This window comes from Bacillus xiamenensis, from assembly GCF_001857925.1.
GTDB classification, from domain to species: Bacteria; Bacillota; Bacilli; order Bacillales; family Bacillaceae; genus Bacillus; species Bacillus xiamenensis.
On sequence record NZ_CP017786.1, the window covers coordinates 2,277,105 to 2,301,541 of the forward strand.

Consider the following 24,437-nt stretch of genomic DNA (forward strand, 5'->3'; position numbering starts at 1 on the left):
TTCTCCCTTTCTCTTTCAATGAACGGCGAATTTTGTCAAAAGATGATGAATAGAAGAGTGAAAGTGGGGAAGCGGATTTGAAGCAAGAACAGCATAATGAACTAGAGCGTTCCATGAAAAGCAGACATCTCTTTATGATTGCCTTAGGCGGGGTCATTGGCACAGGCCTTTTCCTTGGGTCAGGACTCATTATTCATCAGGCTGGACCTGGGGGAGCGATTCTTTCATTTATCATTGGCGGCCTGTTCATGTATTTGGTCATGCTCTGTCTTGGTGAATTAGCAGTGGCGATGCCGACAGCCGGTTCCTTTCAGGCGTATGCAACCGAGTATATTGGTCCATCCACAGGCTTTATGATCGGCTGGCTCTATTGGTTTAGCTGGGCATGTACAATCGGACTTGAGTTTACATCGGCAGGTATTTTACTCCAAAGGTGGTTCCCTGATATTCCTGTGTGGCTTTGGTGTCTGGCATTTAGCATCATCTTATTTGCCATCAATGCCATCTCAGTACGAAGCTTCGCTGAGACAGAGTTTTGGTTTTCAGCCATCAAGGTTGCTGCCATCGTCTTGTTTATTATCATTGGAATTGGCGCAATTTTCGGAATGATTCACTTGAAAGACGGAGAACCAGCCCCTCTATTTCGTCATTTGACGGATCATGGCGGCCTTTTTCCGAATGGTATTTTTGCGATTTTATTAACCATGGTCACAGTTAATTTCTCCTTTCAAGGAACAGAGCTTGTAGGGATTGCAGCAGGGGAGAGTGAAAGTCCCGAAAAAACACTCCCTCGTTCTATTCGGAATATTATTTGGAGAACGATGGTCTTTTTCGTCTTATCTATTGCGGTTCTTGCCGCACTTCTTCCATGGCAGACAGCAGGCACTGTAGATAGTCCGTTTGTTGTGGTATTGGACAAGGTCGGCATACCATACGCCGCCGATATCATGAATTTTATTATCATTACAGCCGTTCTATCTGTAGCGAACTCTGGATTATATGCATCATCACGAATGCTCTGGTCGCTTTCAAAGGATGGGAAAGGACCTGTTTTTACGAAAAAATTGTCCAAGCGTAAAATTCCGATCAACGCATTATTGGTGACAATGGGTGTTTCTGCTCTATCTCTGCTCACGAGTGTTGTAGCACCAAAAACGGTCTATGTCTGGCTTATTTCAATTTCAGGTATGGTGCTTGTGGTCGTATGGATGTCCATTTGTTTATCCCAGTATTTCTTTAGAAGACAATTCATAAAAGACGGAGGAGATGTAAAGGATCTCGTCTTCCGTACACCACTTTATCCATTTGTGCCATTGGCAGGCTTTATCGCATTTGGCTTGATTCTTATCAGCTTATTCTTTATTGAGGATCAGCGGATTGGCCTTTATTGCGGTGTTCCGTTCATGGCTGCCTGCTATCTCATTTATTACCTTAAAATCAAACCGAAGGAAGATGCGAAGCGGTTTGCTGAAGAGGAAGAAGCGGTACCAAAAACATAAGCAGGCGGATCACATTCGCCTGCACCTTTTTCATGCCAAATTCATTCTATATAGAAGAAAAACAATATTTTGAAAGAAATAAAATAGCGAGAAGCTAGGTGACAAGCAGGTTATCGGCGAAAATGTGTCTATTTTTTGTCTAAATGTGTTTGTAAGAGTTGAAAATGCAAGATGATCCTGTTAAAATAATGAAAGAAAGCAGGGTTTGATTTTTTTTGGCTGTGGCGGGACGTTTTTTGTCACAGTGGGACGTTTTGAGTCCAATGTGAAAAGAAAGGGTCGTTAGCCATGAATCATTTATTGGAAGCTCAAAAAAAATTATTGCCAGATCTTCTCACAGTTATGCAAAAACGCTATGACATTTTGCAGTACATCAGGTTAGCTGAACCAATTGGCCGCAGAAGCCTTGCGACAAGTCTTGGTCTCAGTGAGCGCATCTTAAGAGCTGAAGTTCAGTTCTTAAAAGAACAAAACCTGCTGGATGTTAAAACGAGCGGTATGATGCTGACAAGTGAAGGTCATGCTTTGCTAGACATGCTTGAAGGAATGATGAAAGACGTTTTAGGCTTAACCTTTTTGGAAAATACATTAAAGAGGAAGTTAGGCCTGGAAGAAGTCATTATTGTTTCTGGTGACAGTGACGAATCTCCGTGGGTGAAGCAAGAGATGGGGAGAGCTGCTGTCCAATGTATGAAAAAAAGGTTTACAGGAAATAATATCGTCGCCGTCACTGGCGGAACGACGATGGAAGCCGTTGCCGAAATGATGACCCCTGATGCCAAAAATCGCGACATGATGTTTGTCCCTGCGAGAGGCGGTCTTGGGGAGAATGTAAAAAATCAGGCAAACACCATTTGTGCCCACATGGCTGAAAAAGCTTCCGGTACTTACAAGCTGCTGTTTGTTCCAGGACAGCTGTCAGAAGGTGCGTACTCTTCCATTATTGAAGAGCCGTCCGTCAAAGAAGTGCTTCAAACGATTAAATCGTCCACGATGCTCATTCACGGGATCGGGGAAGCAAAAACAATGGCGATGAGACGAAACACACCAACTGAAGATTTAAAAAAGATTGATGAGCATGACGCCGTGACTGAGGCCTTTGGCTATTACTTTAATCGTGATGGCGAGGTCGTACACAAAGTTCACTCCGTCGGCATGCAGCTAGACGATCTAGAAAACATTCCACACATCATTGCTGTTGCAGGTGGATCATCAAAGGCAGGGGCCATTGAAGCCTATTTCAAAAAACCCCGCCGAACGGTTCTTGTTACAGACGAAGGAGCCGCAAAAGAGTTATTAAGGGAGTCAATTGATCCCTCAATATAAAACATTCTGTTACCTATAAAAGGAGGAAACATCATGGCAGTAAAAGTCGGTATTAACGGATTTGGACGTATTGGACGTAACGTATTTCGTGCAGCATTAAACAATCCTGAAGTTGAGGTAGTAGCGGTTAACGATCTAACAGACGCTAACATGCTTGCACACCTTTTACAATATGACTCTGTTCACGGAAAACTAGATGCAGAGGTTTCTGTAGACGGTACAAACTTAGTAGTGAACGGTAAAACAATCGAAGTATCAGCTGAGCGTGACCCTGCAAAATTAAGCTGGGGTAAACAAGGCGTAGAAATCGTTGTTGAATCTACTGGATTCTTCACGAAACGTGCAGACGCTGCAAAACACTTAGAAGCTGGCGCTAAAAAAGTCATCATCTCTGCTCCTGCTAACGAAGAAGATATCACAATCGTTATGGGTGTAAACGAAGACAAATACGATGCAGCTAGCCACGATGTCATCTCTAATGCATCTTGTACAACAAACTGCTTAGCTCCATTTGCAAAAGTACTTAACGATAAATTTGGTATCAAACGCGGTATGATGACAACTGTTCACTCATACACAAATGACCAACAAATTCTTGACCTTCCGCACAAAGACTACCGTCGTGCTCGTGCAGCTGCGGAAAACATCATTCCAACTTCTACAGGTGCTGCGAAAGCTGTTTCACTTGTATTGCCTGAACTTAAAGGAAAATTAAACGGTGGCGCAATGCGTGTTCCAACACCTAACGTTTCTTTAGTTGACCTTGTTGCTGAATTAAACCAAGATGTAACAGCTGAAGACGTAAATGCAGCACTGAAAGAAGCAGCTGAAGGAGAACTTAAAGGAATCCTTGGCTACAGCGAAGAGCCATTAGTGTCTGGTGACTACAATGGTAATGCAAACTCTTCTACAATCGATGCTCTTTCTACAATGGTAATGGAAGGCAGCATGGTGAAAGTCATTTCTTGGTACGATAACGAGAGTGGATATTCTCACCGCGTAGTTGACCTTGCAGCTTACATTGCAAAACAAGGTCTCTAATTTCTCATACTGAAGGAACTCACTTGGTTCTTTCCTAGAGACACGATATAATGAAGACGGACAAGGGAAGGGGAAGCATCCCTTTCCCTTTTTCTCTGTTTTTATCCGTTCTGCACGATTTCTCGTTTTGATGAGGGCAAAATGGGAAAAGGATAAAAGAGAGACTTGTCTAATGCGTAAGGAAACCAGAATAAAGGAGGATCTCCTGACGAGCATGAATAAGAAATCAGTAAAAGACATTGACGTAAAAGGTAAAGTTGTGTTCTGCCGCGTGGATTTTAACGTTCCAATGAAGGACGGAAACGTGACGGATGATACTCGTATTCGCGCAGCATTACCAACCATTAAGTATTTAACAGGGCAAGGCGCAAAGGTACTATTAGCTAGTCATTTGGGTCGTCCGAAAGGTCAAGTTACTGAAGAACTGCGTCTGACACCTGTGGCAAAACGTCTGCAAGAGCTTCTTGGACAAGAAGTGAAAAAAGCAGATGAAGCTTACGGCGACAACGTGAAAAAGCAAATCTCTGACTTAAAAGAAGGAGACGTGCTAGTGCTTGAAAACGTTCGTTTCTATCCTGGTGAAGAAAAGAACGATCCTGAATTATCAAAAGCGTTTGCTGATTTAGCGGATGTGTATGTCAATGATGCGTTTGGTGCTGCACACCGTGCACATGCATCAACAGCTGGTATTGCAGCATATCTTCCGGCTGTTGCGGGCTTCCTCATGCAAAAAGAGCTTGAGGTTCTAGGAAAGGCCATTACTAATCCTGACCGTCCATTTACAGCGATTATCGGCGGGGCAAAAGTAAAGGATAAAATCGGTGTGATTGAAAGCCTTCTTGATAAAGTGGACAACCTCATCATCGGCGGCGGACTTGCTTATACATTTGTCAAAGCACTTGGCCACGAAGTAGGGAAATCCCTATTAGAAGAAGACAAAGTAGAGTTAGCGAAATCCTTTATGGACCGTGCAAAAGAAAAAGGCGTGAACTTCCTTATTCCAACAGATGTTCTAGTAGCCGACGACTTTTCAAATGATGCGAATACAAGCATTGTGCCAATTTCTGAAATTCCAAGTGATCTAGAAGCACTTGATATTGGAACAGAGACAAGAGAGAAGTATGCTGATGTCATTAAAAACAGCAAGCTTGTTGTCTGGAACGGTCCAATGGGTGTATTTGAAATTGATGCATTCGCCAAAGGAACAAAAGCAATTGCAGAAGCACTGGCAGAAGCAAAAGATACATATTCTGTCATTGGCGGTGGAGATTCAGCAGCAGCTGTTGAGAAATTTGGACTTGCTGATCAGATGAGCCATATTTCGACAGGCGGCGGCGCTTCACTTGAGTTTATGGAAGGCAAAGAGCTTCCAGGTGTGACTGCATTAAACGATAAATAAGACCAAAACTGCTATAAGGAAGTGTCAATCATGAGAAAACCAATTATAGCTGGGAACTGGAAAATGAATAAAACACTTGGCGAAGCGGTCAGCTTCGTTGAAGAAGTAAAATCATCTATTCCATCTCCTGACAAAGTGGAATCTATTGTATGTGCACCAGCCCTTTTCCTTGAAAAGCTGAACAGCCTTTCAAACGGAACAGACCTGAAAATTGGTGCGCAAAACATGCACTTTGAAGAAAACGGTGCATTCACTGGTGAAATCAGCCCTGCTGCTCTAAAAGATCTTGGCATCGGCTACTCAGTGATCGGTCATTCAGAGCGCCGTGAATTCTTTGCTGAAACAGATGAAACAGTGAACAAAAAAGCACACGCAGCATTCAAGCATGGCATCGTTCCAATCATCTGTGTAGGTGAAACGCTTGAAGAGCGTGAAGCAGGCAAAACAAATGAACTTGTCGCTGATCAAGTGAAGAAAGCACTAGCTGGTTTAACAAAGCAGCAAGTTGCTGCATCTGTGATTGCATATGAGCCAATCTGGGCCATTGGTACAGGTAAATCTTCTACAGCGAAAGATGCAAATGATGTTTGTGCTCACATTCGCCAAACCGTTGCAAGCGAATTTGGTCAAGAAGCGGCCGACAGCCTTCGCATTCAATATGGCGGAAGCGTAAAGCCGGCGAATATTAAAGAATATATGGCAGAATCCGATATTGACGGTGCTTTGGTTGGTGGCGCAAGCCTAGAGCCTCAGTCTTTCGTTCAATTATTGGAGGAAGGTCAATATGAGTAAGAAACCAGTTGCATTAATTATCTTAGACGGGTTTGGTTTAAGAGGTGAAACAGTCGGAAACGCTGTTGCACAAGCAAAGAAACCGAACTTTGACCGCTACTGGAACGAATTCCCGCATCAAACGTTAACGGCTTCAGGTGAAGCAGTAGGTCTCCCAGAAGGTCAAATGGGGAACTCTGAAGTTGGGCATTTGAATATCGGTGCAGGACGCATTGTGTATCAAAGCTTAACAAGAGTGAATGTCGCCATTCGTGATGGGGAATTTGAAAAAAACGAAACGTTCCTAGACGCAATGACCTCTGCAAAAGAGAATGACAAGGCCCTTCATTTATTTGGACTATTGTCAGATGGCGGTGTGCACAGCCACATCCAGCATCTATTTGCATTGCTGAAACTAGCGAAAAAAGAAGGCTTAACAAAAGTATACATTCATGGCTTCTTGGACGGACGTGATGTTGGTCAGAAGACAGCCAAAGTGTACTTAAAACAGCTTGAAGAACAAATCAAAGAAATTGGTGTCGGTGAAATTGCAACACTTTCTGGACGCTATTACTCAATGGATCGTGACAAACGCTGGGATCGTGTGGAAAAAGCATATCGAGCAATGGCGTATGGTGAAGGTCCAAGTTATCAAAACGTCTATGATGTCGTGGATGACTCATATGAAAATGGAATCTATGATGAATTCGTCATTCCATCTGTCATTACAAGAGAAAATGGTGAGCCAGTTGCAAAGGTAAACGACGGCGACTCTGTGATTTTCTATAACTTCCGTCCAGACCGTGCCATTCAAATTTCAAACACATTCACAAATGAAGATTTCCGCTCATTTGACCGCGGAGAAGCGTATCCGAAGCATTTACACTTCGTTTGCTTTACACACTTCAGTGAAACGGTGGATGGCTATGTCGCCTTCAAACCAGTGAATTTGGATAACACAGTAGGAGAAGTGATTTCACAAAATGGATTGAAGCAGCTGCGGATTGCTGAAACAGAGAAATATCCTCATGTGACATTCTTTATGAGTGGTGGACGTGAAGAAGAATTTCCTGGTGAAGACCGCATCTTGATTAATTCACCAAAGGTGGCAACCTATGATCTAAAGCCTGAAATGAGTGCTTACGAGGTAAGGGATGCACTTGTTGAAGACATCAATGCAGACAAGCATGATGCGATCATTCTGAACTTCGCCAACCCGGATATGGTCGGTCATTCAGGAATGCTTGAACCAACCATTAAAGCCATTGAAGCAGTAGATGAGTGTTTAGGAGCTGTAGTCGACGCAATCCTAGCGAAAGGCGGACATGCCATCATCACGGCAGACCACGGTAACGCAGACGTGCTGATTACCGAAGAAGGAAAGCCGCATACTGCGCACACAACAAACCCTGTTCCAGTGATCGTCACGAAAAAAGGTGTGACGCTTAGAGAGGGCGGCATTTTAGCCGATCTATCGCCAACGCTTTTAGACTTACTTGGTCTTGAAAAACCAAAAGAGATGACAGGAACATCATTGATTCAAAAATAACAAATTGATTCAAAAGGAGAGAAATCACAATGCCATACATTGTTGACGTATATGCACGCGAAGTATTAGACTCACGCGGTAACCCAACAGTTGAAGTAGAAGTTTACACAGAATCTGGCGGTTTTGGCCGTGCATTAGTTCCAAGTGGTGCTTCTACTGGTGAATATGAAGCAGTAGAACTACGTGACGGAGACAAAGACCGTTACCTTGGAAAAGGTGTTCTGACAGCTGTAAACAACGTAAACGAAATCATTGCACCAGAGCTTTTAGGCTTTGATGTAACAGAACAAGTAGCGATTGACAAGCTGTTAATCGAACTTGATGGAACAGAAAACAAAGGGAAATTAGGCGCAAATGCCATTCTTGGCGTATCTATCGCTGTAGCACGTGCGGCTGCTGATTTCTTGCAAATTCCACTTTACCAATACCTTGGTGGATTCAACTCCAAAACGCTTCCAGTGCCAATGATGAACATCGTCAATGGCGGAGAGCATGCGGATAACAACGTAGACATCCAAGAATTCATGATTATGCCTGTAGGTGCACCGAACTTCCGTGAAGCACTTCGCATGGGCGCACAAATCTTCCACAGCCTGAAATCTGTATTAAGCGCAAAAGGCTTAAACACAGCTGTAGGTGACGAAGGTGGATTCGCTCCAAACCTTGGTTCTAACGAAGAAGCACTTCAAACAATCGTAGAAGCGATTGAAAAAGCGGGCTTCAAACCAGGTGAAGAAGTGAAACTTGCGATGGATGCTGCATCTTCTGAGTTCTATAACAAAGAAGACGGTAAATATCATTTATCAGGCGAAGGTGTTGTGAAAACATCTGCTGAAATGGTTGACTGGTATGAAGATATGGTATCAAAATACCCAATCATCTCTATCGAAGACGGCCTTGATGAAAACGACTGGGAAGGTCACAAACTATTAACTGAGCGCCTTGGCAGCAAGGTTCAGCTAGTAGGAGATGACTTGTTCGTAACAAATACGAAGAAGCTTTCTGAAGGAATCAAAAACGGCGTTGGTAACTCAATCCTGATCAAAGTGAACCAAATCGGTACATTAACTGAAACATTTGATGCAATCGAAATGGCAAAACGCGCAGGATATACAGCTGTCATCTCTCACCGTTCTGGTGAAACAGAAGACAGCACAATTGCAGACATTGCAGTTGCAACAAATGCTGGACAAATCAAAACAGGTGCTCCGTCTCGTACGGACCGTGTGGCGAAATACAACCAATTGCTTCGCATCGAAGATCAATTGGCTGAAACAGCACAATATCATGGCATTGAAACGTTCTATAACTTGAATAAATAATGCCAGTACCGCGCTGCGTGCCGCTCTTACATAAGAGCGACACGCAGCGTTTTTTTTATGTTCATGCAACTATTCCATTTGGCATATCCTTTTTCTGTAAAAAATAATTCTTCTGTCATTGAAAATTCGGTAAAATGCCAATATATAAGAAAGAAATCATGAAAAAATTTCTAGAAATATGAATAAATTTGAACTTATGTTTTATGTATGATGGTGTTATTGTTTTACATATATTAGGAGGTGTTAAGATGCTGAATGCTTTTAGTCTTCGTTTTCCTGTAAGTGTGTACATGTATGTACTACATTTATTGGCAGCCTATGAGGAAAAGAAGCAACGAATCCTAACTTCTCAGAATACACAGAAAAACTCATTTTGGATTTATGTTCTTGCGGTTATTTTAGGTGTAGTGACATTTGCAGCACTGGTTTGGGCATGCAAAACATTTGGAAAAGGCTCTAAATTTGCAGGGCAATTCAAGTTTTTAGGCATTTACATCAAAATCAAATGCGGTTGAGTTTTTAGCAGATGTAAGGGACAGATGACGATATCGTGAGGCGAAGTCATCTGTTCTATCTGAAACAAACGGAGGGACATGATGCTGACCTTACAATTAAAAGAAAAAACGTATAGCCGCACCTTCTCTCTTCGCAATATTCAGCTAAATGTGGAGAAAGGACGTATGCTTCTTCTTTTGGGGCATAATGGTGCAGGAAAGACAACGATGATTCAATCTATGTTTGGGCTGACGCCATTTACAGGGTACGTATCTTTACATGGTCAACAGCTGAACTTTCAATCCTCAGCTCATATCTCCCTATTAAAAGAACATGTTTCCTATATTCCTGATGAACATGCTTTGTTTGATTATTTAACGCCGAGAGAATATTTTCACTTACTCCAGCTACCACATGAGCAAGATATCACGCGGGAGGAGACATTCGTTGATCTTTTTGAGCTGAGTCCGTATATGGATCAGCCAATTGCCCAGCTGTCTCATGGCAATCAAAAGAAAACGCAGATCATTTCACAGCTCCTCAGGCCTTGTGATTATTATGTATTCGACGAGCCAACGAACGGACTTGATCCAGATATGATGATCATCTTAAAAAAGGTGCTCATGAAACTGAGAGATCAAGGCGCTGGTATCCTCATTTCCACTCATCATTTAAGTTTTGGTGAGACATTGTATGATCATCTCATGATCTTAAGAAACGGTGACGTAAAGCTGGATATGTCTCGTCAAGAAACAAGCCGGACATTTCCTCAACAAGCACTTGAGGACATTTATAAAGAAGTGAATCGAGATTACTATATACAGGTGGAGAGGTTACTCAATGATTTGGACACGACACGTTCTTCATAAAATAGAATGGGGCATGCTCATAACGAAAGTAAAGCAGATCGGCAAAAAATATCCTTTGCAGCTTCTCACAGCAGCCGCATTTTTCTTGTTGATCTATGCCACATACGTGGTCATGAGCCTGCGTTTTTTTATGCAAGCAGGGGAAAGCGAACCAACTGCTTTATACCTTCAATTTGTGAAAATGACACTTTTACTTTTAGGTGCGGGTGTTGTCTTTTCCCGCAATAAAATGAAGCGTCAAGAGTATCAATTCTTCTTTCTGAATAGTGCGATTCAAAGTGTGTCATTTGTCCTGTGTGTCTATTTCTTTCCGGTGTTGTTTTGCTTCATGATGCTTGGCCTGCTTTTTTTGCCAATTGGTTTTGGACTTTTTATTAGCGGCGTTATCCCATCTATGTATTGGATGATGGTTATTTGTGTTACTTGCTGTGTATTGGCGCTGTATGCGCTCGCTTCTTGGATGCTCATACGAATCGGAGTGAGCCATTTCATTTCAAAAACAAAAGAGCATTTACTGCTACAAACGATCGGATTTGTGACGCTCGGCGCTTTTGAGTTTTTTCTCTTTCAAAAAGCGGCTGAGATGATGCACGTATGGCCGTTTGGCTATCTCGTGTTTCTTGTGATCTTACTATGCGCCGGATGGCTTTGGCTGAAGGGTTTAGCGCCTTGTTATGTCAATCGGATGTTTTTGCAGCTGAAAGTAGAAGTAAAGGCGTTTTCTTACCAGAAAATCAGAACGGATTCTTCATTTCTGACTCAATTACGGCAGGAATTTGTTTATTTCACGCGATCAGCTGTGTTTAAAGAACAGGGTATTCTGTTTTTATTTCTTGTCTGTTTCACGATAGGTCTCCCGTTTGTGTTTACTCCGGCAGAGACTGGCTGGCTGTATGCTTTTATTGTGCAGTTTGCATTAAAAGAGATCTTGATCATGCTTCCGCTGATGATTGGCAGGGAATATCATATGAACCATCGAGCCATCTTTATGTTAAATTCATCAAAAGGCGCTTATTTACTGTCGAGAATTTTATTTTATTACACGATCAATTTGTTGATATATTTTGTGTATATCGGGCTTGCTTATGTGGTGTTGGGCATTGAAAGTGAAGGTCACGTTTTGGCGAGTCTGTCCATTTTATTGATCACCGTCATGGCGGCATGTGTAGGCTTTGTCGTGAAAATCAGCGAGTTGAATAAACTGTTTGTGATTGTGATGATGATTGCTGTGTTCAGCATGATGGATATGATTTTATTAGAGTGGCTTTCAGCACATACCGAGCTTCTCTCAATCGCCTACATGGCCTTCTCAGCCGTATTCTTTAGCTGTATATATGCTGCCATGTTAAAGAGGCCGATTGTGCGATGATGGAACTTTTGATTTGCTTGATAGCGGTTGTGGTCATTCATGAACTCGGTCATATACTGATGGTGATGTTGTGCAACAAAATCGAAAAAAGGCCGCTTTTTGATTATGTGGTGATGATCGATTGGAAGCACGTGTCGATCGTTCATGAGACCTTTGCCCGGCCGAGCTTTAATATGATGGTGGCACTTGCAGGTCCGTTGTTTCCAGTAATCTGCTCGGCTGTGCTTTTTCTGATATGGAAGCATCCGATGACTCATCCTTTGCTGCTTTTTTCTTTACTAAACACTATGATGCTACATCCAGCTTGTCCAGACGGGAAAAATATCACAGCAAGCTTAAAAGAGATGAAAGGAGAGAAATAGATGGTCAAAGTTTTTCATTCGTTTTCTAGCGGCTTAACGCTAGCGATGCTTTATGTATTTGCTGTGTTTATGACTCCGGTATTTTTACTGCTGCTAGAGGTCAAACATGTGGAATCAAGTCCAACTCTGTTTGGCATGCCATTTTATATCATGAAAATTGAACAGTATCAATTCAGCTCTGAGGCGACCCTCTTTGGATGCGTGGTCTGTTTTTTAGCGGGTGCCGTGCTTTATTTCTTGATTCAATATGTGATTCATGCAGTGAAAAAGAGCAGAACATAAAAAAGCAGGCTGAATGGACTCAGTCTGCTTGAAGAACGAGTGACAGCCGAACCATATCCATACACTGAATGCCATTTTCATAGATCGGTTCATCATAATGTTTAAGAAAGAAATCATGATCAATGGACGCCATGCGAAATCCGCATTTTTGGTAAAGGGCGAGCTGCTGAATGCTGGAGTTGCCTGTGCCAATTTCAATTGTGTGAAAGCCGGCAGCTTTGGCTTCTGAAATGGCATGGCGCACCAGCTGTTTTCCAATCCCTTTTCCTTGCCATGACTCCTTCACAGCGACATTCATGATTTCCACTGTATGCTGAGACAGAGACGTGAGAACATAGACACCTAGCATGTCCTGTTCATGAAAGGCAACATAACAAGAGCCAGATTCTACATAGGCAAGGACCTTTTCTTTTGAAGGATCAGCTAATAATAAAAGATCCATAGGGACAGATTGATCAGGGGGCAACGGCCGAATCTGTATCAATTCACTTCATCCTTTCTATTTTTCAATATCTCCTTGTTTCACGCCCCAATCATACCCTACTGAGAGCGAAGGGGATGTTTTTTTCATGTTCTATCCTCCTGTCTTCAAGCCTCTCTAATCAACGGTTAAAGCCGAATAGGTTTTATCCGAACAAGGGAATATTCGCATCAGATTGGCAGACACTATGAAAAAAGGAGGGTGTCTGTTGATTTCCTTTATGATTCATGTCATTGTGTCATTATTTGCTGTATCGAACCCGATTGGAAACGTGCCTCTATTCATCACTTTAACAGAAGGCTATTCAGAGAAGGAACGCTCCCAAACAGCCAAAAAAGCCATTGTTGTGTCATTTATTATTTTGATTGCCTTTCTACTGGCAGGCAGGCTCATTTTCAAATTGTTTGGCATCGATATTCATGCACTCCGCATCGCCGGAGGTATTTTTATTTTTGGTATCGCTTACAATTTGCTGAATGCAAAAGAATCACATGTTCAAAACCCTCATTCGGATGAAAAGGCAGAAAGCAAAGAGAAGGCAGATGTCTCGGTGACCCCGCTCGCCATTCCGATCATTGCCGGACCTGGTACAATCGCTACCGTCATGAGCTTAACGCCAGGAAGCCAAGTAACGCTTCATATGCTTGCGATTCTGATTGGGATTGTGGTCGTTCTGACCATGACCTATTATGCATTTCATTACTCAAGTTTCATCATGCGAAAAATGGGGAAAACAGAGATGAATGTCGTGACACGATTAATGGGATTGATTCTTGCTGTTGTGGCAGTTGAAATGATTGGCTCAGGAATAAAAGGGATGTTTCCAATGCTGATGTCATAAGTGTATATAAAAAAGCTGTTTTTTTCTACAAAGTTGTAAAATAAAACAGCTTTTTTAAGGTTTTGGCACATGTTTAAATACTTCTTCGCTTTCGAAGAACTCAATTAAGCGGCTAATCCAATCATAGTAATCAAGGCTTTCCTTAATTTCTGAAAGAAGAAGATTGATTTTATCCTCTGTCTCTTCTGGTAAGTCATCTTGTTCGAGCAGCTCCAGCAATTCCTTGCATGTCTTCTTATGTGCCTTGCGATTTTTGCTGACCACACGTGACCAATTGGCTGCAAACAATGAAATAAAGGTTTGGTAATGATCTTGCTCAACATCATACAAATCTTTACGTATTCCTTTTTCATACACCTTTTCAGCAATATTCAAATCAAGCATTTCTCGAACGACTTGACTCATTCTCGTTTTGCTCATGCCGGTCGCCTCTGAGAGCTCACCGAGCGTCATTGGTTTACGGTTCATGTGAATGATACCAAGCACTCTGCCCACTGTGGCAGAAAGACCAAAGGCATTCATGTTCTCGGCAGCTTTTTCAATATAATGATCCTGTGCTTTTTGAATGGCACCTAACGCTTGCTTGTCCACTCCCCGCTTCATCCCTTCATGACTGACAATTTGTAACACAATATATCATATACCTGTTTGTTGATGAAAACAATAAATATTGAGTATTTGCTCGTAAGTTGGAGGAAAAAGGAGGGATCGTTACATATCTGACCGTTAACTGAAAATTTTAAATAAATCTTATGCAATATAAACACATCGTAAACTTTTTATTTTATAAAGTTTGCACTATAATAAATAAGGTGTAAATTTTCTGAAAATATATATCCGACTAATTGGAGGTGTCTCATTTGCTGAAACTAGAGAATGTATCTAAGACGTATAAAGGCGGAAAAAAAGCTGTCAAAAATATTGATTTAGAAATAGCAAAAGGAGAATTTATTTGTTTTATTGGACCGAGTGGCTGTGGAAAAACGACAACCATGAAGATGATCAATCGACTCATTGAACCTTCCTCAGGAAAGATTTTGATCGAGGGAGAAAACATTATGAAAAAAGATCCAGTCCAATTAAGAAGAGAAATTGGTTATGTGATTCAGCAAATTGGGCTTTTCCCCCATATGACCATTGCACAAAACATTTCACTTGTTCCGAAGCTGCTAAAATGGCCGGAAGAAAAACGAAAAGAACGTGCACGAGAACTGCTCAAACTCGTCGACATGGGGCCGGAATATTTAGAGCGTTACCCGCATGAACTCAGTGGAGGACAGCAGCAGCGGATCGGAGTTCTTCGCGCATTAGCAGCAGAACCCCCTCTTATCCTCATGGATGAACCATTTGGAGCACTTGACCCCATCACAAGAGATTCATTGCAGGAAGAATTTAAGAAGCTACAAAAAACGCTAAATAAAACAATCGTATTCGTCACACATGACATGGATGAAGCGATCAAACTTGCTGACCGCATTGTGATCTTAAAAGATGGAGAGATTGTCCAAGTAGGCACGCCAGATGATATTTTACGTAACCCTGTCAACGAGTTCGTAGAAGAATTCATCGGGAAAGAACGCTTGCTTCAATCAAATCCGAATATGGAACGTGTGGAACAAATGATGAACACGTCACCAGTCACAATTACAGTCGAAAAAACACTGACAGATGCCATCTTTATTATGAGAGAAAAGCGGGTGGATTCCCTGCTCGTCGTTGATGAAAATCATGTGCTAAAAGGCTATATCGACATCGAAACAATTGATGCGAACCGCAGAAAAGCAGCCTTTGTTGGCGATATTTTAAATACAGAATTCTATACAGTACAAGAAGGCGCACTTCTAAGAGATACCGTCCGAAAAATTTTAATACGAGGCATTAAATATGTACCAGTTGTCGATGCACAGGGTCATTTAAAAGGCATTGTGACACGTGCAAGTCTTGTGGATGTTGTATATGACTCCATTTGGGGAGAAGATACGCCGGAGGCTGTCACTGAAATGAACTAAGGGAGGTGTACACATGGATCAAATCATGGATTTTCTAGAGAAAAATGGTGGGGAACTCCTCACAAAAATGTGGGAGCATTTATATATTTCTTTGATTGCCGTTGTGTTAGGCATTATCGTTGCCGTTCCTTTAGGCGTGATTCTCACACGAATGAAAAGAGGCGCAGGTGTTGTCATCGGTGTCGTGAATATCTTTCAAACACTCCCTAGTTTAGCGATTCTTGCATTTTTTATTCCTATTTTGGGAGTCGGGAAAATACCTGCAATCGTTGCTCTATTTTTCTATTCGGTTTTGCCTATTTTGAGAAATACGTATGCAGGTGTTCAAGGTGTGAACAAAAACTTGCTTGAATCTGGTAAAGGGATCGGCATGACGACATGGGAGCAAATTCGTCTTGTTGAACTGCCGCTTGCCGTTCCGATCATTATGGCAGGTGTTAGAACATCAACCATTTATTTAATTGGCTGGACAACACTTGCAGCTTTTATCGGTGGAGGCGGTCTTGGTGACTACATTTTAATTGGACTTCAGCTATACCAGCCGGAATACATTATTGCAGGTGCCATCCCTGTCACCATTTTAGCGGTCATCATCGACTTTTCATTGATGAAGCTTGAGAAAAAAGTAACACCAGAAGGCTTAAAAGGATTGAAGGAAGTTTCATAAGGAGTTGGCTCATGTGAAGAATCGAAAAACAAAATGGATCAGTGCACTGCTTGCTGGATGCTTGCTATTGATAAGTGGCTGTTCACTTCCTGGACTAGCCGGCTCCTCAGGGGGCACGCTGCGAATCGGAGCACAAAACTTTACTGAATCAGAAATTATGGCTTATATGGTTGGAGATATCATTGAGCATTACACAGATAAAAAGACAACCATTGTGAAAAACCTAGGCTCAAACACCGTACAGCAGAAAGCGATGGAAAACGGAGATGTCGACATTTCTGCGACAAGATATACAGGCACAGATTTGACAAGTACGCTCGGAATGGATGCGGTAAAAGATCCAAAACGTGCAATGGAAATCGTCCAGAAAGAATTCAAAAAACGCTACGATTACAAATGGTTTGATTCCTATGGATTTGATAATACGTATGCCTTTGCCGTGACGCAAAAGATGGCGAAGGAAAACAACCTGGAAACAGTCTCTGATTTGAAAAAGAATGCCAAGAATTATCGCTTCGGTGTGGATAATATTTGGCTGAAAAAGAAAGGCGACGGTTATGAAGGGTTTGTGAAAACATACGGAATTGAATTTGGAAGCACCTTTCCGATGCAGATCGGTCTAGTCTATGACGCATTGAAAAATGAAAAAATGGATATTGTGCTTGCCTATTCAACAGATGGCCGGATCAAAGCGTATAATCTCAAAATCTTAAAAGATGATAAACGATTCTTCCCGCCTTACGATGCATCACCAGTTGTCCCGGAGAAAGTATTAAAAGAACATCCAGGGCTCGACAAGGTCATCAACAGGCTGATTGGAAAAATCGGTACAGAACAGATGCAAGAGCTAAACTATCAAGTCGATGGAGAGCTTCAAGAACCAGCGACTGTTGCGAAAAATTTCTTAAAGAAACACAATTACTTTGAGTAAGATTGGGAGGTGTCAGGGCTGATGGACACACTGCAGCAATTATGGACATATTATCAGCAGAACGGTTCATATGTGTTAGAAGAATTTTATCGGCATTTTCTCATGTCAGCGTATGGGGTGCTATTTGCGGCGATTGTCGGAATTCCAGTAGGCATCTTTGTGGCGCATTACCGCAAATTGAGCAATTGGGTGTTCGCAATTACAAATGTCATTCAAACGATTCCAGCATTAGCGATGCTTTCAGTGTTGATGCTTGTATTAGGACTTGGCGCAAATACAGTCATCCTATCACTCTTTCTGTATTCGCTTTTGCCGATCATCCGCAACACGTACACAGGGATTGTCAGCATTGAGCATGCCTATTTAGAGTCGGGGAAAGCAATGGGTATGACGAAATGGCAAGTGCTGAGAATGGTTGAATTACCGCTTGCTTTATCGGTTATTATGGCTGGTTTAAGAACCGCACTGGTCATCGCAATCGGCATTACAGCGATTGGGACATTTGTTGGTGCTGGAGGACTTGGAGATATCATCATTAGAGGTTCAAACGCCACCAACGGAACAGCCATCATTTTAGCAGGTGCTATTCCAACTGCGCTCATGGCCATTATTGCCGACCTTGTCATGGGCTGGCTTGAACGTTATTTAAGCCCAACAAACAAGAAAAAAGAGAATAAAGCGCTAGCTGAAAAAAATATGACATCGGCTTAAGCGATGAAAAAGAAACAACCTCTCTTACAAATGGTAAGGGAGGTTGTTTTATGATCAACAGGCGGGCTCATTTGAGGAGAAATTATGATTCAAGATTGATCCATTCAGAGGACCATTTCGCAATTTCCTCAAAAACGGGTGCAAGTGAGCGTCCCATATCCGTTAAAGAATACTCAATACGCACGGGTGTTTCAGCGAAAACCTCCCGTTTTACAATGCCTGCTGCTTCAAGCTCTTTTAATCTCTCAGATAATACTCTTCCGCTTAAATTTGTCAGGGCTGCCTCAATTTCACTAAAGCGCTGCTGACCTGAGAGAAGCTGAAAAACAATCAGTGCCACCCAGCGTTTACTTAATAACTCAACTGCTTTTTCAAACCGCGGGCACATGTCAGATTGATTCATCTTTCTTCACTCCAATCTGAACCCATTATACCGTAATTCTGTCATAAATCAGCGCAAAAAGCTTGTCAATGCTCAAAACATTTTACGACGATGAACGGCTGTTTAACAGAAACAGCAAATAGCGGTTTAGATCCTCTATTTCTTTTTTAGATAAGGTGGACCAGATGTCCCCATTGAATATTTCAAGGTCGCCAAGCCCATAGTTGTCTGCTGTTTCTCGTATTTTGGACAAAGCCATTTCTTCTTCCTTCATGACTTGGGCAGGGGTTGCTTCTTCAATATAGCCTGCAGCCTTCATCATTTCCTCATAAGGTATCTTTAATGCACCTGCCAGCTTCTTAATTGTAGGAGGTTTCGGAATGCCTCGTTTCCCATTTTCAATCCGAGAAATACCGGCAGCACTGACCTCTGAATACATCGCTAACTGGTTCACTGACAGCTTCTTTTCCTCACGCAATGCTCTTAAATATGCACCGAAGTTCATCAACTCAAAACCTCACATGGTTAAAGATTAGTTACCTCTAGTTTACTTGATTTGTTGACTATTGGCAATAAGTATACCATGAAAATATTGACATTAGTTAATGGTGGATGTATCTTAAGTTTATGCCCAACTATTTGTTCGCCTTTTTTTGGTTGATGAGCGTGAGAAAGTATTGATTCAACTGGCTGATGTCATGTGCGGTGAGCGTTTCCCATTGGTCTCCATCAAAAATGGGGAGATGTTCGACATCTTTTTGAAGCGCCGTTTGATAGATTTTTAACATGGACTCATATTTAGGTTTCATTTCGTGAACTTTTTCTTGTTCAATATAACCGGCAAGCAGCATTAAATCCTCATAAGGCACCTTCAAAGCGCGTGCTAATTTTTTTATGGTTAAAGGCTTCGGCACACCGCGCTTTCCATTTTCAATCCGAGAAATACCAGCAGCGCTAACACCTGAATACATGGCAAGCTGATTGACAGACATTTTTCTATTTTCTCTTAAAATGCGTAATTGTTCACCAAAGTGATTCATGTCATCGAACCTCACATTTCAGTATATGACTTATTTTAGTATGATCATTGACCAAAGGAAATAGCAAGGGCATAAAAGTGTTGACATAAGTAAATGAAGCTGATTGATGTGAGAGTTCTACATGTTGTACATATTGATCCTACAGGAGGTTGTAATGATGGTCGAAAAGATTCAGATCAGGCGGGCTTTTGTGATGCAGTATATGATCGAAAACGATATGTCTTTAAATCAGCTCGCAGATGAAATTGGCATCTCTCCTGCCACACTCAGCAGGGTATTAAATGGTCACAGGAAGCCAGGACAGCTTGTCATTGGCAAAATGATTCATTACTTTGATAAGAAATTTGAAGATCTATTTTACTATGAAGATGTTGACAAAAGTCAATGAATGTAATCATCGTATCATCATAAAGGAGGCAACCTCATTGAAAAGAACTGGGATGGTTAGACACATTGATTCTCTTGGTAGAATTGTTCTGCCTTCAGAAATGCGAAAGGTACTTAATATCAAAGAAGAGCAGCTGTTAGAAATTTTCATCGAAGATCAAACCATTATGCTGAAAAAATATGATGCAGACAAAAGCTGCCTTTTAACTGGAAAAATAACGAAACACAACAAAAGCTATGGAAATGGCAAAGTGGTTCTGAGTCCTGAAGGAGCTGAACAGTTGTTAGTAGAATTAAAACAGCTCTTGCAAGAAGATGCAACTCGCTAAAAACGTTTTTTAACTCAAAAATTGCATATAAAAAATGCGGCATGCAGCACATTGGAGCGAAATTGAATCAAAATGACAAATAAAGTCGACAATATATAGGAAATCTTTATTTTGATGTTTCGTGACATGTACCTTGTTTTCATGTAAAATAAAGTTATGTGTACCAGTTTGTCTGGAGGTGTTTTCATGCACGCATTTGTTATCACATTACTCGTAATTGTCAGTATCGCACTTATCATCGTTGTATTATTGCAATCAAGTAAAAGTGCTGGACTGTCAGGCGCTATTTCAGGTGGAGCCGAGCAGCTTTTCGGTAAGCAAAAAGCGAGAGGTCTTGACTTGATTCTTCACCGATTAACTGTCATTTTGTCAGTGCTTTTCTTCATCTTAACACTTGCATTGGCATATTTAGGCGTGTAAGGCGCGAGTAACAGAAGGTCTGATCTTTTTTCAGACCTTTTTTTATTATTAGCACTCTTTTGTGTTTGTTTCGTACATACAGGTGGAAAATATAAACTATATCAAAAAGAAAGGAAGTCACATCATGAAAGTTGTTACACCAAAACCATTTACGTTCAAAGGTGGAGAAAAGGCGGTGCTTCTTCTTCACGGTTTTACTGGGAATACAGCAGATGTTCGGATGCTTGGGCGCTATTTGAATGAAAGAGGGTATACATGCCATGCACCTCAATACAAAGGACACGGCGTACCGCCAGAGGAACTTGTCCATACAGGCCCGGTAGATTGGTGGAAAGATGTAGAAGAAGGTTATCAATTTTTAAAAGATGAGGGCTATGAGGAGATTGCTGTATGCGGACTATCCCTCGGAGGAGTTTTTTCATTGAAATTAGGTTACACTGTACCTGTAAAGGGAATTGTACCTATGTGTGCACCTATGTACATAAAAAGTGAAGAAGTCATGTACCAGGGTGTACTAGATTATGCCCGTAACTATAAAAAATTCGAGGGTAAGTCAGAGGATCAGATTGAACAAGAGATGGAAGAGTTCAAGAAAACACCAATGAATACGCTCAAGGCTCTTCAAGAACTGATTGCAGAAGTGAGAAACAATGTTGACATGATTTATTCACCTACTTTTGTTGTTCAGGCACGTCATGATCATATGATTAATACAGACAGTGCAAATATTATTTATAACGAAGTAGAGACAGATGAAAAACATTTGAAATGGTATGAAGAATCAGGCCATGTCATTACGCTTGATAAAGAGCGAGAGAAGGTTCATCAGGATGTATATGCATTCTTAGAATCACTCGATTGGTCAATTTAAATATATAGGGGGTTAGAGTGTGCAAAAAGAAGAATTTATGGATGAACTACTTACGTTTATGCAGGAAGAGGCGTACAAACCGTTAACGGTACAAGAATTAGAAGTCATGATGGAAATTACCAATCCGGATGATTATAAAGAGCTCGTCAAAGCACTTGTGATATTAGAGGATCAGGGACTTATCGTCCGTACCCGCAGCGACCGCTATGGTGTACCAGAAAAAATGAACTTGGTAAAAGGGAAGCTGTCTGCTCATGCAAAAGGATTTGCATTTGTGACACCTGAAGAGTTTGGACAGGATGATATTTTCATTCCGCCTAATGAGCTGGGCACAGCGATGAATGGTGATACCGTCATGGTGCGTGTCAGCCATAAATCAAACGGCACCAAAAAAGAAGGAACTGTCATCCGTATTCTAGAGCGTAATACTCAGACAGTTGTCGGTACGTATACTGAAACGAAAAGCTTTGGTTTTGTCATTCCCGATGATAAAAAAATCACAAACGATATCTTTATTCCGAAATCCGCTAAAAACGGAGCGGTTGAAGGTCATAAGGTTGTTGTGACACTGACAAGTTATCCAGAAGGCAGAATGAGCGCAGAGGGTGAAGTGACTGAAATCTTAGGTCATAAAAATGACCCTGGCATTGATATTTTGTCGATCATTCATAAACACGGTCTGCCAGGTGAGTTCCCTGAAGAAGCACTGAAGCAGGCGGCAGACACACCTGAAACAATTGATGAAAAAGATCTGGAAGGCAGACGTGATCTGCGCAACGAGACGATTGTAACAATTGACGGTGCAGATGCAAAGGACTTAGATGATGCTGTTACTGTGCAAAAGCTGGATGATGGTAAATACAAGCTAGGGGTGCATATTGCGGATGTCTCTCATTATGTGACGGAGAATTCCCCAATTGATCGGGAAGCCTATGAGCGCGGGACGAGTGTGTATCTTGTAGACCGCGTTATCCCAATGATTCCTCATCGTCTGTCAAACGGTATTTGTTCATTAAATCCGAAAGTCGATCGTCTTACACTGTCTTGTGAAATGGTTATTGATCAAAACGGGAAGGTTGTCAAACACGAGATTTTCCAAAGTGTGATCAAAACGACAGAGAGAATGACGTATTCCGATGTGAATAAGATTTTAGTGGACCAAGACGAAGAGCTTCTAGACAAATATGAGCCGCTTGTACCGATGTTCCAAGAGATGGAGAAGCTTGCAGAAATTCTTCGCGACAAGCGGATGGAGCGTGGAGCTGTAGACTTTGATTTCAAGGAAGCAAAAGTGCTTGTAGATGATGAAGGAGTAGCGAAAGATGTGGTCATTCGTGAGCGTTCTGTCGCCGAGAAATTAATTGAAGAATTCATGCTGGTTGCAAACGAAACAGTTGCCGAGCATTTCCACTGGATGAATGTGCCGTTCATTTACCGAATTCACGAAGAACCAAATCCCGAGAAGCTTCAGCGCTTTTTAGAGTTCGTGACGACATTTGGTTACATTGTCAAAGGTACGTCAACCAATATTCACCCGCGTGCTCTTCAAAGTGTACTTGATGCCGTCCGTGATCAGCCGGAAGAAGTCGTCATTCAAACTGTGATGCTTCGCTCTATGAAACAGGCGAAGTATGATCCAGAAAGCATTGGCCATTTTGGATTATCAACGGAATTCTATACACACTTCACATCGCCGATCCGCCGTTACCCGGATTTAATCGTGCATAGGCTGATCAGAACCTATTTAATAGAGAAAAAGACAGACGAAGCGACCCTTGAAAAATGGGGACAACTGCTGCCAGAAATCGCAGATCATGCATCTACAATGGAGCGCCGCTCTGTTGATGCTGAGCGCGAAACAGATGACCTGAAAAAGGCAGAGTTTATGCTTGATAAAATCGGTGAAGAGTTTGATGGTATGATTAGTTCGGTTACGAATTTCGGACTATTCGTTGAACTGCCGAATACGATAGAAGGTCTTGTCCATGTGAGCTACATGACAGACGATTATTATCGCTTTGATGAACAGCACTTTGCCATGATCGGTGAACGTACAGGAAATGTCTACCGTATCGGTGATGAAATCACTGTCAAAGTAGTTGATGTCAATAAAGATGAGCATTCGATTGATTTTGAAATCGTCGGAATGAAAGGCACTCGCCGTAAATCGCCAAAAGACTTCAAGTTCAAAAAGCGGACAGATCCACCAGCCAAAAGAGGGCGCGGAGGTCAAAAACCTTCTGGAGAAAAAGCCAAAGATGAAAAAAGCGGTGGAGAGTGGTTTACGAGCCGTAAAAAGAAGAAAAAGAAAAAACGCGTATTTGATAACGCACCGAAACAAAAGCGCAAAAAGAAAAAGTAACGTGACAAAAAGCAAATAGGGCATCATGCTCTATTTGCTTTTTGACCACGTGACGTCAGCATTGTCGAAAGCTGGATTGTTTGATAAAATAATCCGTACGATTTGGACCGTGTTTGTGTCAAAAGGAGGGTGTTCGCCAATGCCAAAGGGAGAGGGAAAAGTTGTTTCCCAAAACAAAAAAGCAAATCATGACTATTTTATAGAAGAAACCTACGAAGCCGGCCTTGTGCTACAAGGGACGGAAATCAAATCAATTCGAGCAGGAAAAGTGAATTTAAAAGATTCCTTTGCCAAAATCGAACGAGGAGAAGTGTTTCTTCACAACATGCACGTAAGCCCATACGAGCAGGGGAACCGTTATAACCATGATCCGCTGAGAACAAGAAAGCTGCTGCTTCATCGCAAGCAAATCAGCAAATTGATTGGTGCCACTAAGGAAGAGGGCTATTCACTTGTTCCCATTAAACTATATTTGAAAAATGGCTTTGCCAAAGTGCTAATCGGAGTCGGTAAAGGGAAAAAGAAATACGATAAGCGTGAAGATTTGAAGAAAAAAGATGCAAAACGTGAAATCGAGCGTGCCTTCCGTGATCGGCAAAAGCAATTCTAGTCCAGAGCGGATTGCTTGCTGAGGCCCGAAGCACTATGCTACAATATGATATGCAGTCATCAATCATCGTCATTTTTTACAGAAACCACCAGTTGTTTCGAGCGATGAAGTT

General features: G+C 41.8%; 28 protein-coding genes. 23 read left to right on the plus strand and 5 right to left on the minus strand.

Going from position 1 to position 24,437, the window contains the following annotated elements; translation table 11 throughout:
* The first annotated feature begins 113 nt into the window (after positions 1–113).
* From BK049_RS11460 to BK049_RS11515, 12 genes are all read left to right on the plus strand, one after another.
* Positions 114–1,499, plus strand: a complete 1,386-nt coding sequence (locus BK049_RS11460; RefSeq protein WP_071169228.1) for an amino acid permease — start codon at positions 114–116, stop codon at positions 1,497–1,499.
* A 288-nt stretch (positions 1,500–1,787) separates the two neighbouring features.
* On the plus strand, positions 1,788–2,825 hold the full coding sequence (locus BK049_RS11465) for a sugar-binding transcriptional regulator (protein ID WP_008358269.1): 1,038 nt from the start codon (positions 1,788–1,790) through the stop codon (positions 2,823–2,825).
* 33 nt (positions 2,826–2,858) lie between these two features.
* On the plus strand, positions 2,859–3,866 hold the full coding sequence (gene gap / locus BK049_RS11470; protein WP_007500174.1) for a type I glyceraldehyde-3-phosphate dehydrogenase: 1,008 nt from the start codon (positions 2,859–2,861) through the stop codon (positions 3,864–3,866).
* 214 nt (positions 3,867–4,080) lie between these two features.
* Positions 4,081–5,265 (plus strand): phosphoglycerate kinase, encoded by a 1,185-nt coding sequence (locus tag BK049_RS11475; protein ID WP_071168542.1) that lies wholly within the window; start codon positions 4,081–4,083, stop codon positions 5,263–5,265.
* 30 nt (positions 5,266–5,295) lie between these two features.
* A complete protein-coding gene (gene tpiA / locus BK049_RS11480; RefSeq protein ID WP_008358274.1) occupies positions 5,296–6,057 on the plus strand; it encodes a triose-phosphate isomerase in 762 nt (253 codons plus the stop codon).
* Entirely contained in the window at positions 6,050–7,585 is a 1,536-nt protein-coding gene (gene gpmI, locus BK049_RS11485) for a 2,3-bisphosphoglycerate-independent phosphoglycerate mutase (RefSeq protein ID WP_071168543.1), read from the plus strand. The genes tpiA and gpmI overlap by 8 nt, the downstream gene beginning before the upstream one ends.
* 29 nt (positions 7,586–7,614) lie before the next feature.
* Positions 7,615–8,907, plus strand: coding sequence for a phosphopyruvate hydratase (gene eno / locus BK049_RS11490; RefSeq protein ID WP_008358278.1), 1,293 nt, complete (start codon positions 7,615–7,617; stop codon positions 8,905–8,907).
* A gap of 248 nt (positions 8,908–9,155) precedes the next feature.
* Entirely contained in the window at positions 9,156–9,422 is a 267-nt protein-coding gene (locus tag BK049_RS11495) for a hypothetical protein (RefSeq protein ID WP_008358279.1), read from the plus strand.
* Between the two features lie 81 nt (positions 9,423–9,503).
* Positions 9,504–10,271, plus strand: coding sequence for an ATP-binding cassette domain-containing protein (locus BK049_RS11500; protein WP_008358281.1), 768 nt, complete (start codon positions 9,504–9,506; stop codon positions 10,269–10,271).
* Positions 10,243–11,640, plus strand: coding sequence for a hypothetical protein (locus tag BK049_RS11505; protein ID WP_071168544.1), 1,398 nt, complete (start codon positions 10,243–10,245; stop codon positions 11,638–11,640). Before BK049_RS11500 ends, BK049_RS11505 begins: the two co-directional genes overlap by 29 nt.
* Positions 11,637–12,002 (plus strand): zinc metalloprotease, encoded by a 366-nt coding sequence (locus tag BK049_RS11510; protein WP_071168545.1) that lies wholly within the window; start codon positions 11,637–11,639, stop codon positions 12,000–12,002. Before BK049_RS11505 ends, BK049_RS11510 begins: the two co-directional genes overlap by 4 nt.
* A complete protein-coding gene (locus BK049_RS11515) occupies positions 12,003–12,284 on the plus strand; it encodes a hypothetical protein (RefSeq protein ID WP_008358288.1) in 282 nt (93 codons plus the stop codon). It abuts the gene before it with no gap.
* Positions 12,285–12,303: 19 nt separating this feature from the next.
* Here BK049_RS11515 and BK049_RS11520 read toward each other — a convergent pair whose 3' ends face one another.
* Positions 12,304–12,768: a GNAT family N-acetyltransferase gene (locus tag BK049_RS11520; RefSeq protein ID WP_008358290.1), complete on the minus strand. Its 465-nt coding sequence runs from the start codon at positions 12,766–12,768 to the stop codon at positions 12,304–12,306.
* 205 nt (positions 12,769–12,973) lie between these two features.
* Between BK049_RS11520 and BK049_RS11525 the strand changes: the two genes are divergently transcribed.
* Complete coding sequence (locus tag BK049_RS11525) at positions 12,974–13,606, plus strand: MarC family protein (RefSeq protein WP_008358293.1); 633 nt, start codon at positions 12,974–12,976, stop codon at positions 13,604–13,606.
* Positions 13,607–13,660: 54 nt separating this feature from the next.
* Here the strand turns inward: BK049_RS11525 and BK049_RS11530 are convergent, their stop codons facing one another.
* Positions 13,661–14,197, minus strand: a complete 537-nt coding sequence (locus BK049_RS11530) for a GbsR/MarR family transcriptional regulator (protein ID WP_008358295.1) — start codon at positions 14,195–14,197, stop codon at positions 13,661–13,663.
* Positions 14,198–14,466: 269 nt separating this feature from the next.
* Here BK049_RS11530 and BK049_RS11535 point away from each other — a divergent pair, with 269 nt between their 5' ends.
* The 4 genes from BK049_RS11535 to BK049_RS11550 are packed head-to-tail and all read left to right on the plus strand — an operon-like array spanning position 14,467 to position 17,924.
* A complete protein-coding gene (locus tag BK049_RS11535) occupies positions 14,467–15,615 on the plus strand; it encodes a betaine/proline/choline family ABC transporter ATP-binding protein (protein WP_071168546.1) in 1,149 nt (382 codons plus the stop codon).
* Between the two features lie 13 nt (positions 15,616–15,628).
* Complete coding sequence (locus tag BK049_RS11540) at positions 15,629–16,282, plus strand: ABC transporter permease (protein ID WP_071168547.1); 654 nt, start codon at positions 15,629–15,631, stop codon at positions 16,280–16,282.
* A gap of 13 nt (positions 16,283–16,295) precedes the next feature.
* Positions 16,296–17,213, plus strand: a complete 918-nt coding sequence (locus BK049_RS11545; protein WP_008358303.1) for an osmoprotectant ABC transporter substrate-binding protein — start codon at positions 16,296–16,298, stop codon at positions 17,211–17,213.
* Between the two features lie 21 nt (positions 17,214–17,234).
* Positions 17,235–17,924 carry an ABC transporter permease gene (locus BK049_RS11550; protein ID WP_071168548.1) on the plus strand — a complete coding sequence of 230 codons (690 nt, stop codon included), beginning with the start codon at positions 17,235–17,237 and terminating at the stop codon, positions 17,922–17,924.
* Positions 17,925–18,006: 82 nt separating this feature from the next.
* On the opposite strand, the gene BK049_RS11555 is transcribed toward BK049_RS11550, so the two are convergent.
* The 3 genes from BK049_RS11555 to BK049_RS11565 all read right to left on the minus strand — a co-directional run bounded on the left by BK049_RS11555 (position 18,007) and on the right by BK049_RS11565 (position 19,346).
* Positions 18,007–18,327, minus strand: a complete 321-nt coding sequence (locus BK049_RS11555; protein WP_008358306.1) for a catDE operon transcriptional regulator CatR — start codon at positions 18,325–18,327, stop codon at positions 18,007–18,009.
* Positions 18,328–18,409: 82 nt separating this feature from the next.
* A complete protein-coding gene (locus BK049_RS11560) occupies positions 18,410–18,811 on the minus strand; it encodes a helix-turn-helix domain-containing protein (RefSeq protein WP_071168549.1) in 402 nt (133 codons plus the stop codon).
* Positions 18,812–18,941: 130 nt separating this feature from the next.
* Complete coding sequence (locus BK049_RS11565; protein ID WP_008358310.1) at positions 18,942–19,346, minus strand: helix-turn-helix domain-containing protein; 405 nt, start codon at positions 19,344–19,346, stop codon at positions 18,942–18,944.
* Positions 19,347–19,500: 154 nt separating this feature from the next.
* Here BK049_RS11565 and BK049_RS11570 point away from each other — a divergent pair, with 154 nt between their 5' ends.
* The 6 genes from BK049_RS11570 to smpB all read left to right on the plus strand — a co-directional run bounded on the left by BK049_RS11570 (position 19,501) and on the right by smpB (position 24,325).
* Positions 19,501–19,734 (plus strand): helix-turn-helix domain-containing protein, encoded by a 234-nt coding sequence (locus BK049_RS11570; RefSeq protein ID WP_008347669.1) that lies wholly within the window; start codon positions 19,501–19,503, stop codon positions 19,732–19,734.
* Between the two features lie 37 nt (positions 19,735–19,771).
* On the plus strand, positions 19,772–20,062 hold the full coding sequence (locus BK049_RS11575) for an AbrB/MazE/SpoVT family DNA-binding domain-containing protein (protein ID WP_008358314.1): 291 nt from the start codon (positions 19,772–19,774) through the stop codon (positions 20,060–20,062).
* A gap of 186 nt (positions 20,063–20,248) precedes the next feature.
* Entirely contained in the window at positions 20,249–20,482 is a 234-nt protein-coding gene (gene secG, locus BK049_RS11580; RefSeq protein ID WP_003212746.1) for a preprotein translocase subunit SecG, read from the plus strand.
* A 124-nt stretch (positions 20,483–20,606) separates the two neighbouring features.
* Positions 20,607–21,353, plus strand: coding sequence for an alpha/beta hydrolase (locus BK049_RS11585; protein WP_071168550.1), 747 nt, complete (start codon positions 20,607–20,609; stop codon positions 21,351–21,353).
* Between the two features lie 19 nt (positions 21,354–21,372).
* The gene (gene rnr / locus BK049_RS11590; protein ID WP_071168551.1) at positions 21,373–23,715 is read left to right on the plus strand and encodes a ribonuclease R; all 2,343 of its coding nucleotides are present in this window, start codon (positions 21,373–21,375) and stop codon (positions 23,713–23,715) included.
* A gap of 139 nt (positions 23,716–23,854) precedes the next feature.
* Positions 23,855–24,325 carry an SsrA-binding protein SmpB gene (smpB, locus tag BK049_RS11595; RefSeq protein WP_008347658.1) on the plus strand — a complete coding sequence of 157 codons (471 nt, stop codon included), beginning with the start codon at positions 23,855–23,857 and terminating at the stop codon, positions 24,323–24,325.
* Positions 24,326–24,437: the final 112 nt, after the last annotated feature.

Excerpts from the sequence above, each read along its gene's own strand:
- BK049_RS11460 (WP_071169228.1), top strand. The coding sequence starts at position 114 with ATGAAAAGCAGACATCTCTTTATGATTGCCTTAGGCGGGGTCATTGGC.
- BK049_RS11465 (WP_008358269.1), top strand. The coding sequence starts at position 1,788 with ATGAATCATTTATTGGAAGCTCAAAAAAAATTATTGCCAGATCTTCTC.
- gap (WP_007500174.1), top strand. The coding sequence starts at position 2,859 with ATGGCAGTAAAAGTCGGTATTAACGGATTTGGACGTATTGGACGTAAC.
- BK049_RS11475 (WP_071168542.1), top strand. The coding sequence starts at position 4,081 with ATGAATAAGAAATCAGTAAAAGACATTGACGTAAAAGGTAAAGTTGTG.
- tpiA (WP_008358274.1), top strand. The coding sequence starts at position 5,296 with ATGAGAAAACCAATTATAGCTGGGAACTGGAAAATGAATAAAACACTT.
- gpmI (WP_071168543.1), top strand. The coding sequence starts at position 6,050 with ATGAGTAAGAAACCAGTTGCATTAATTATCTTAGACGGGTTTGGTTTA.
- eno (WP_008358278.1), top strand. The coding sequence starts at position 7,615 with ATGCCATACATTGTTGACGTATATGCACGCGAAGTATTAGACTCACGC.
- BK049_RS11495 (WP_008358279.1), top strand. The coding sequence starts at position 9,156 with ATGCTGAATGCTTTTAGTCTTCGTTTTCCTGTAAGTGTGTACATGTAT.
- BK049_RS11500 (WP_008358281.1), top strand. The coding sequence starts at position 9,504 with ATGCTGACCTTACAATTAAAAGAAAAAACGTATAGCCGCACCTTCTCT.
- BK049_RS11505 (WP_071168544.1), top strand. The coding sequence starts at position 10,243 with ATGATTTGGACACGACACGTTCTTCATAAAATAGAATGGGGCATGCTC.
- BK049_RS11510 (WP_071168545.1), top strand. The coding sequence starts at position 11,637 with ATGATGGAACTTTTGATTTGCTTGATAGCGGTTGTGGTCATTCATGAA.
- BK049_RS11515 (WP_008358288.1), top strand. The coding sequence starts at position 12,003 with ATGGTCAAAGTTTTTCATTCGTTTTCTAGCGGCTTAACGCTAGCGATG.
- BK049_RS11540 (WP_071168547.1), top strand. The coding sequence starts at position 15,629 with ATGGATCAAATCATGGATTTTCTAGAGAAAAATGGTGGGGAACTCCTC.
- BK049_RS11550 (WP_071168548.1), top strand. The coding sequence starts at position 17,235 with ATGGACACACTGCAGCAATTATGGACATATTATCAGCAGAACGGTTCA.
- BK049_RS11555 (WP_008358306.1), bottom strand. The coding sequence starts at position 18,327 with ATGAATCAATCTGACATGTGCCCGCGGTTTGAAAAAGCAGTTGAGTTA.
- BK049_RS11560 (WP_071168549.1), bottom strand. The coding sequence starts at position 18,811 with ATGAACTTCGGTGCATATTTAAGAGCATTGCGTGAGGAAAAGAAGCTG.
- BK049_RS11565 (WP_008358310.1), bottom strand. The coding sequence starts at position 19,346 with ATGAATCACTTTGGTGAACAATTACGCATTTTAAGAGAAAATAGAAAA.
- BK049_RS11570 (WP_008347669.1), top strand. The coding sequence starts at position 19,501 with ATGATGGTCGAAAAGATTCAGATCAGGCGGGCTTTTGTGATGCAGTAT.
- secG (WP_003212746.1), top strand. The coding sequence starts at position 20,249 with ATGCACGCATTTGTTATCACATTACTCGTAATTGTCAGTATCGCACTT.
- BK049_RS11585 (WP_071168550.1), top strand. The coding sequence starts at position 20,607 with ATGAAAGTTGTTACACCAAAACCATTTACGTTCAAAGGTGGAGAAAAG.
- smpB (WP_008347658.1), top strand. The coding sequence starts at position 23,855 with ATGCCAAAGGGAGAGGGAAAAGTTGTTTCCCAAAACAAAAAAGCAAAT.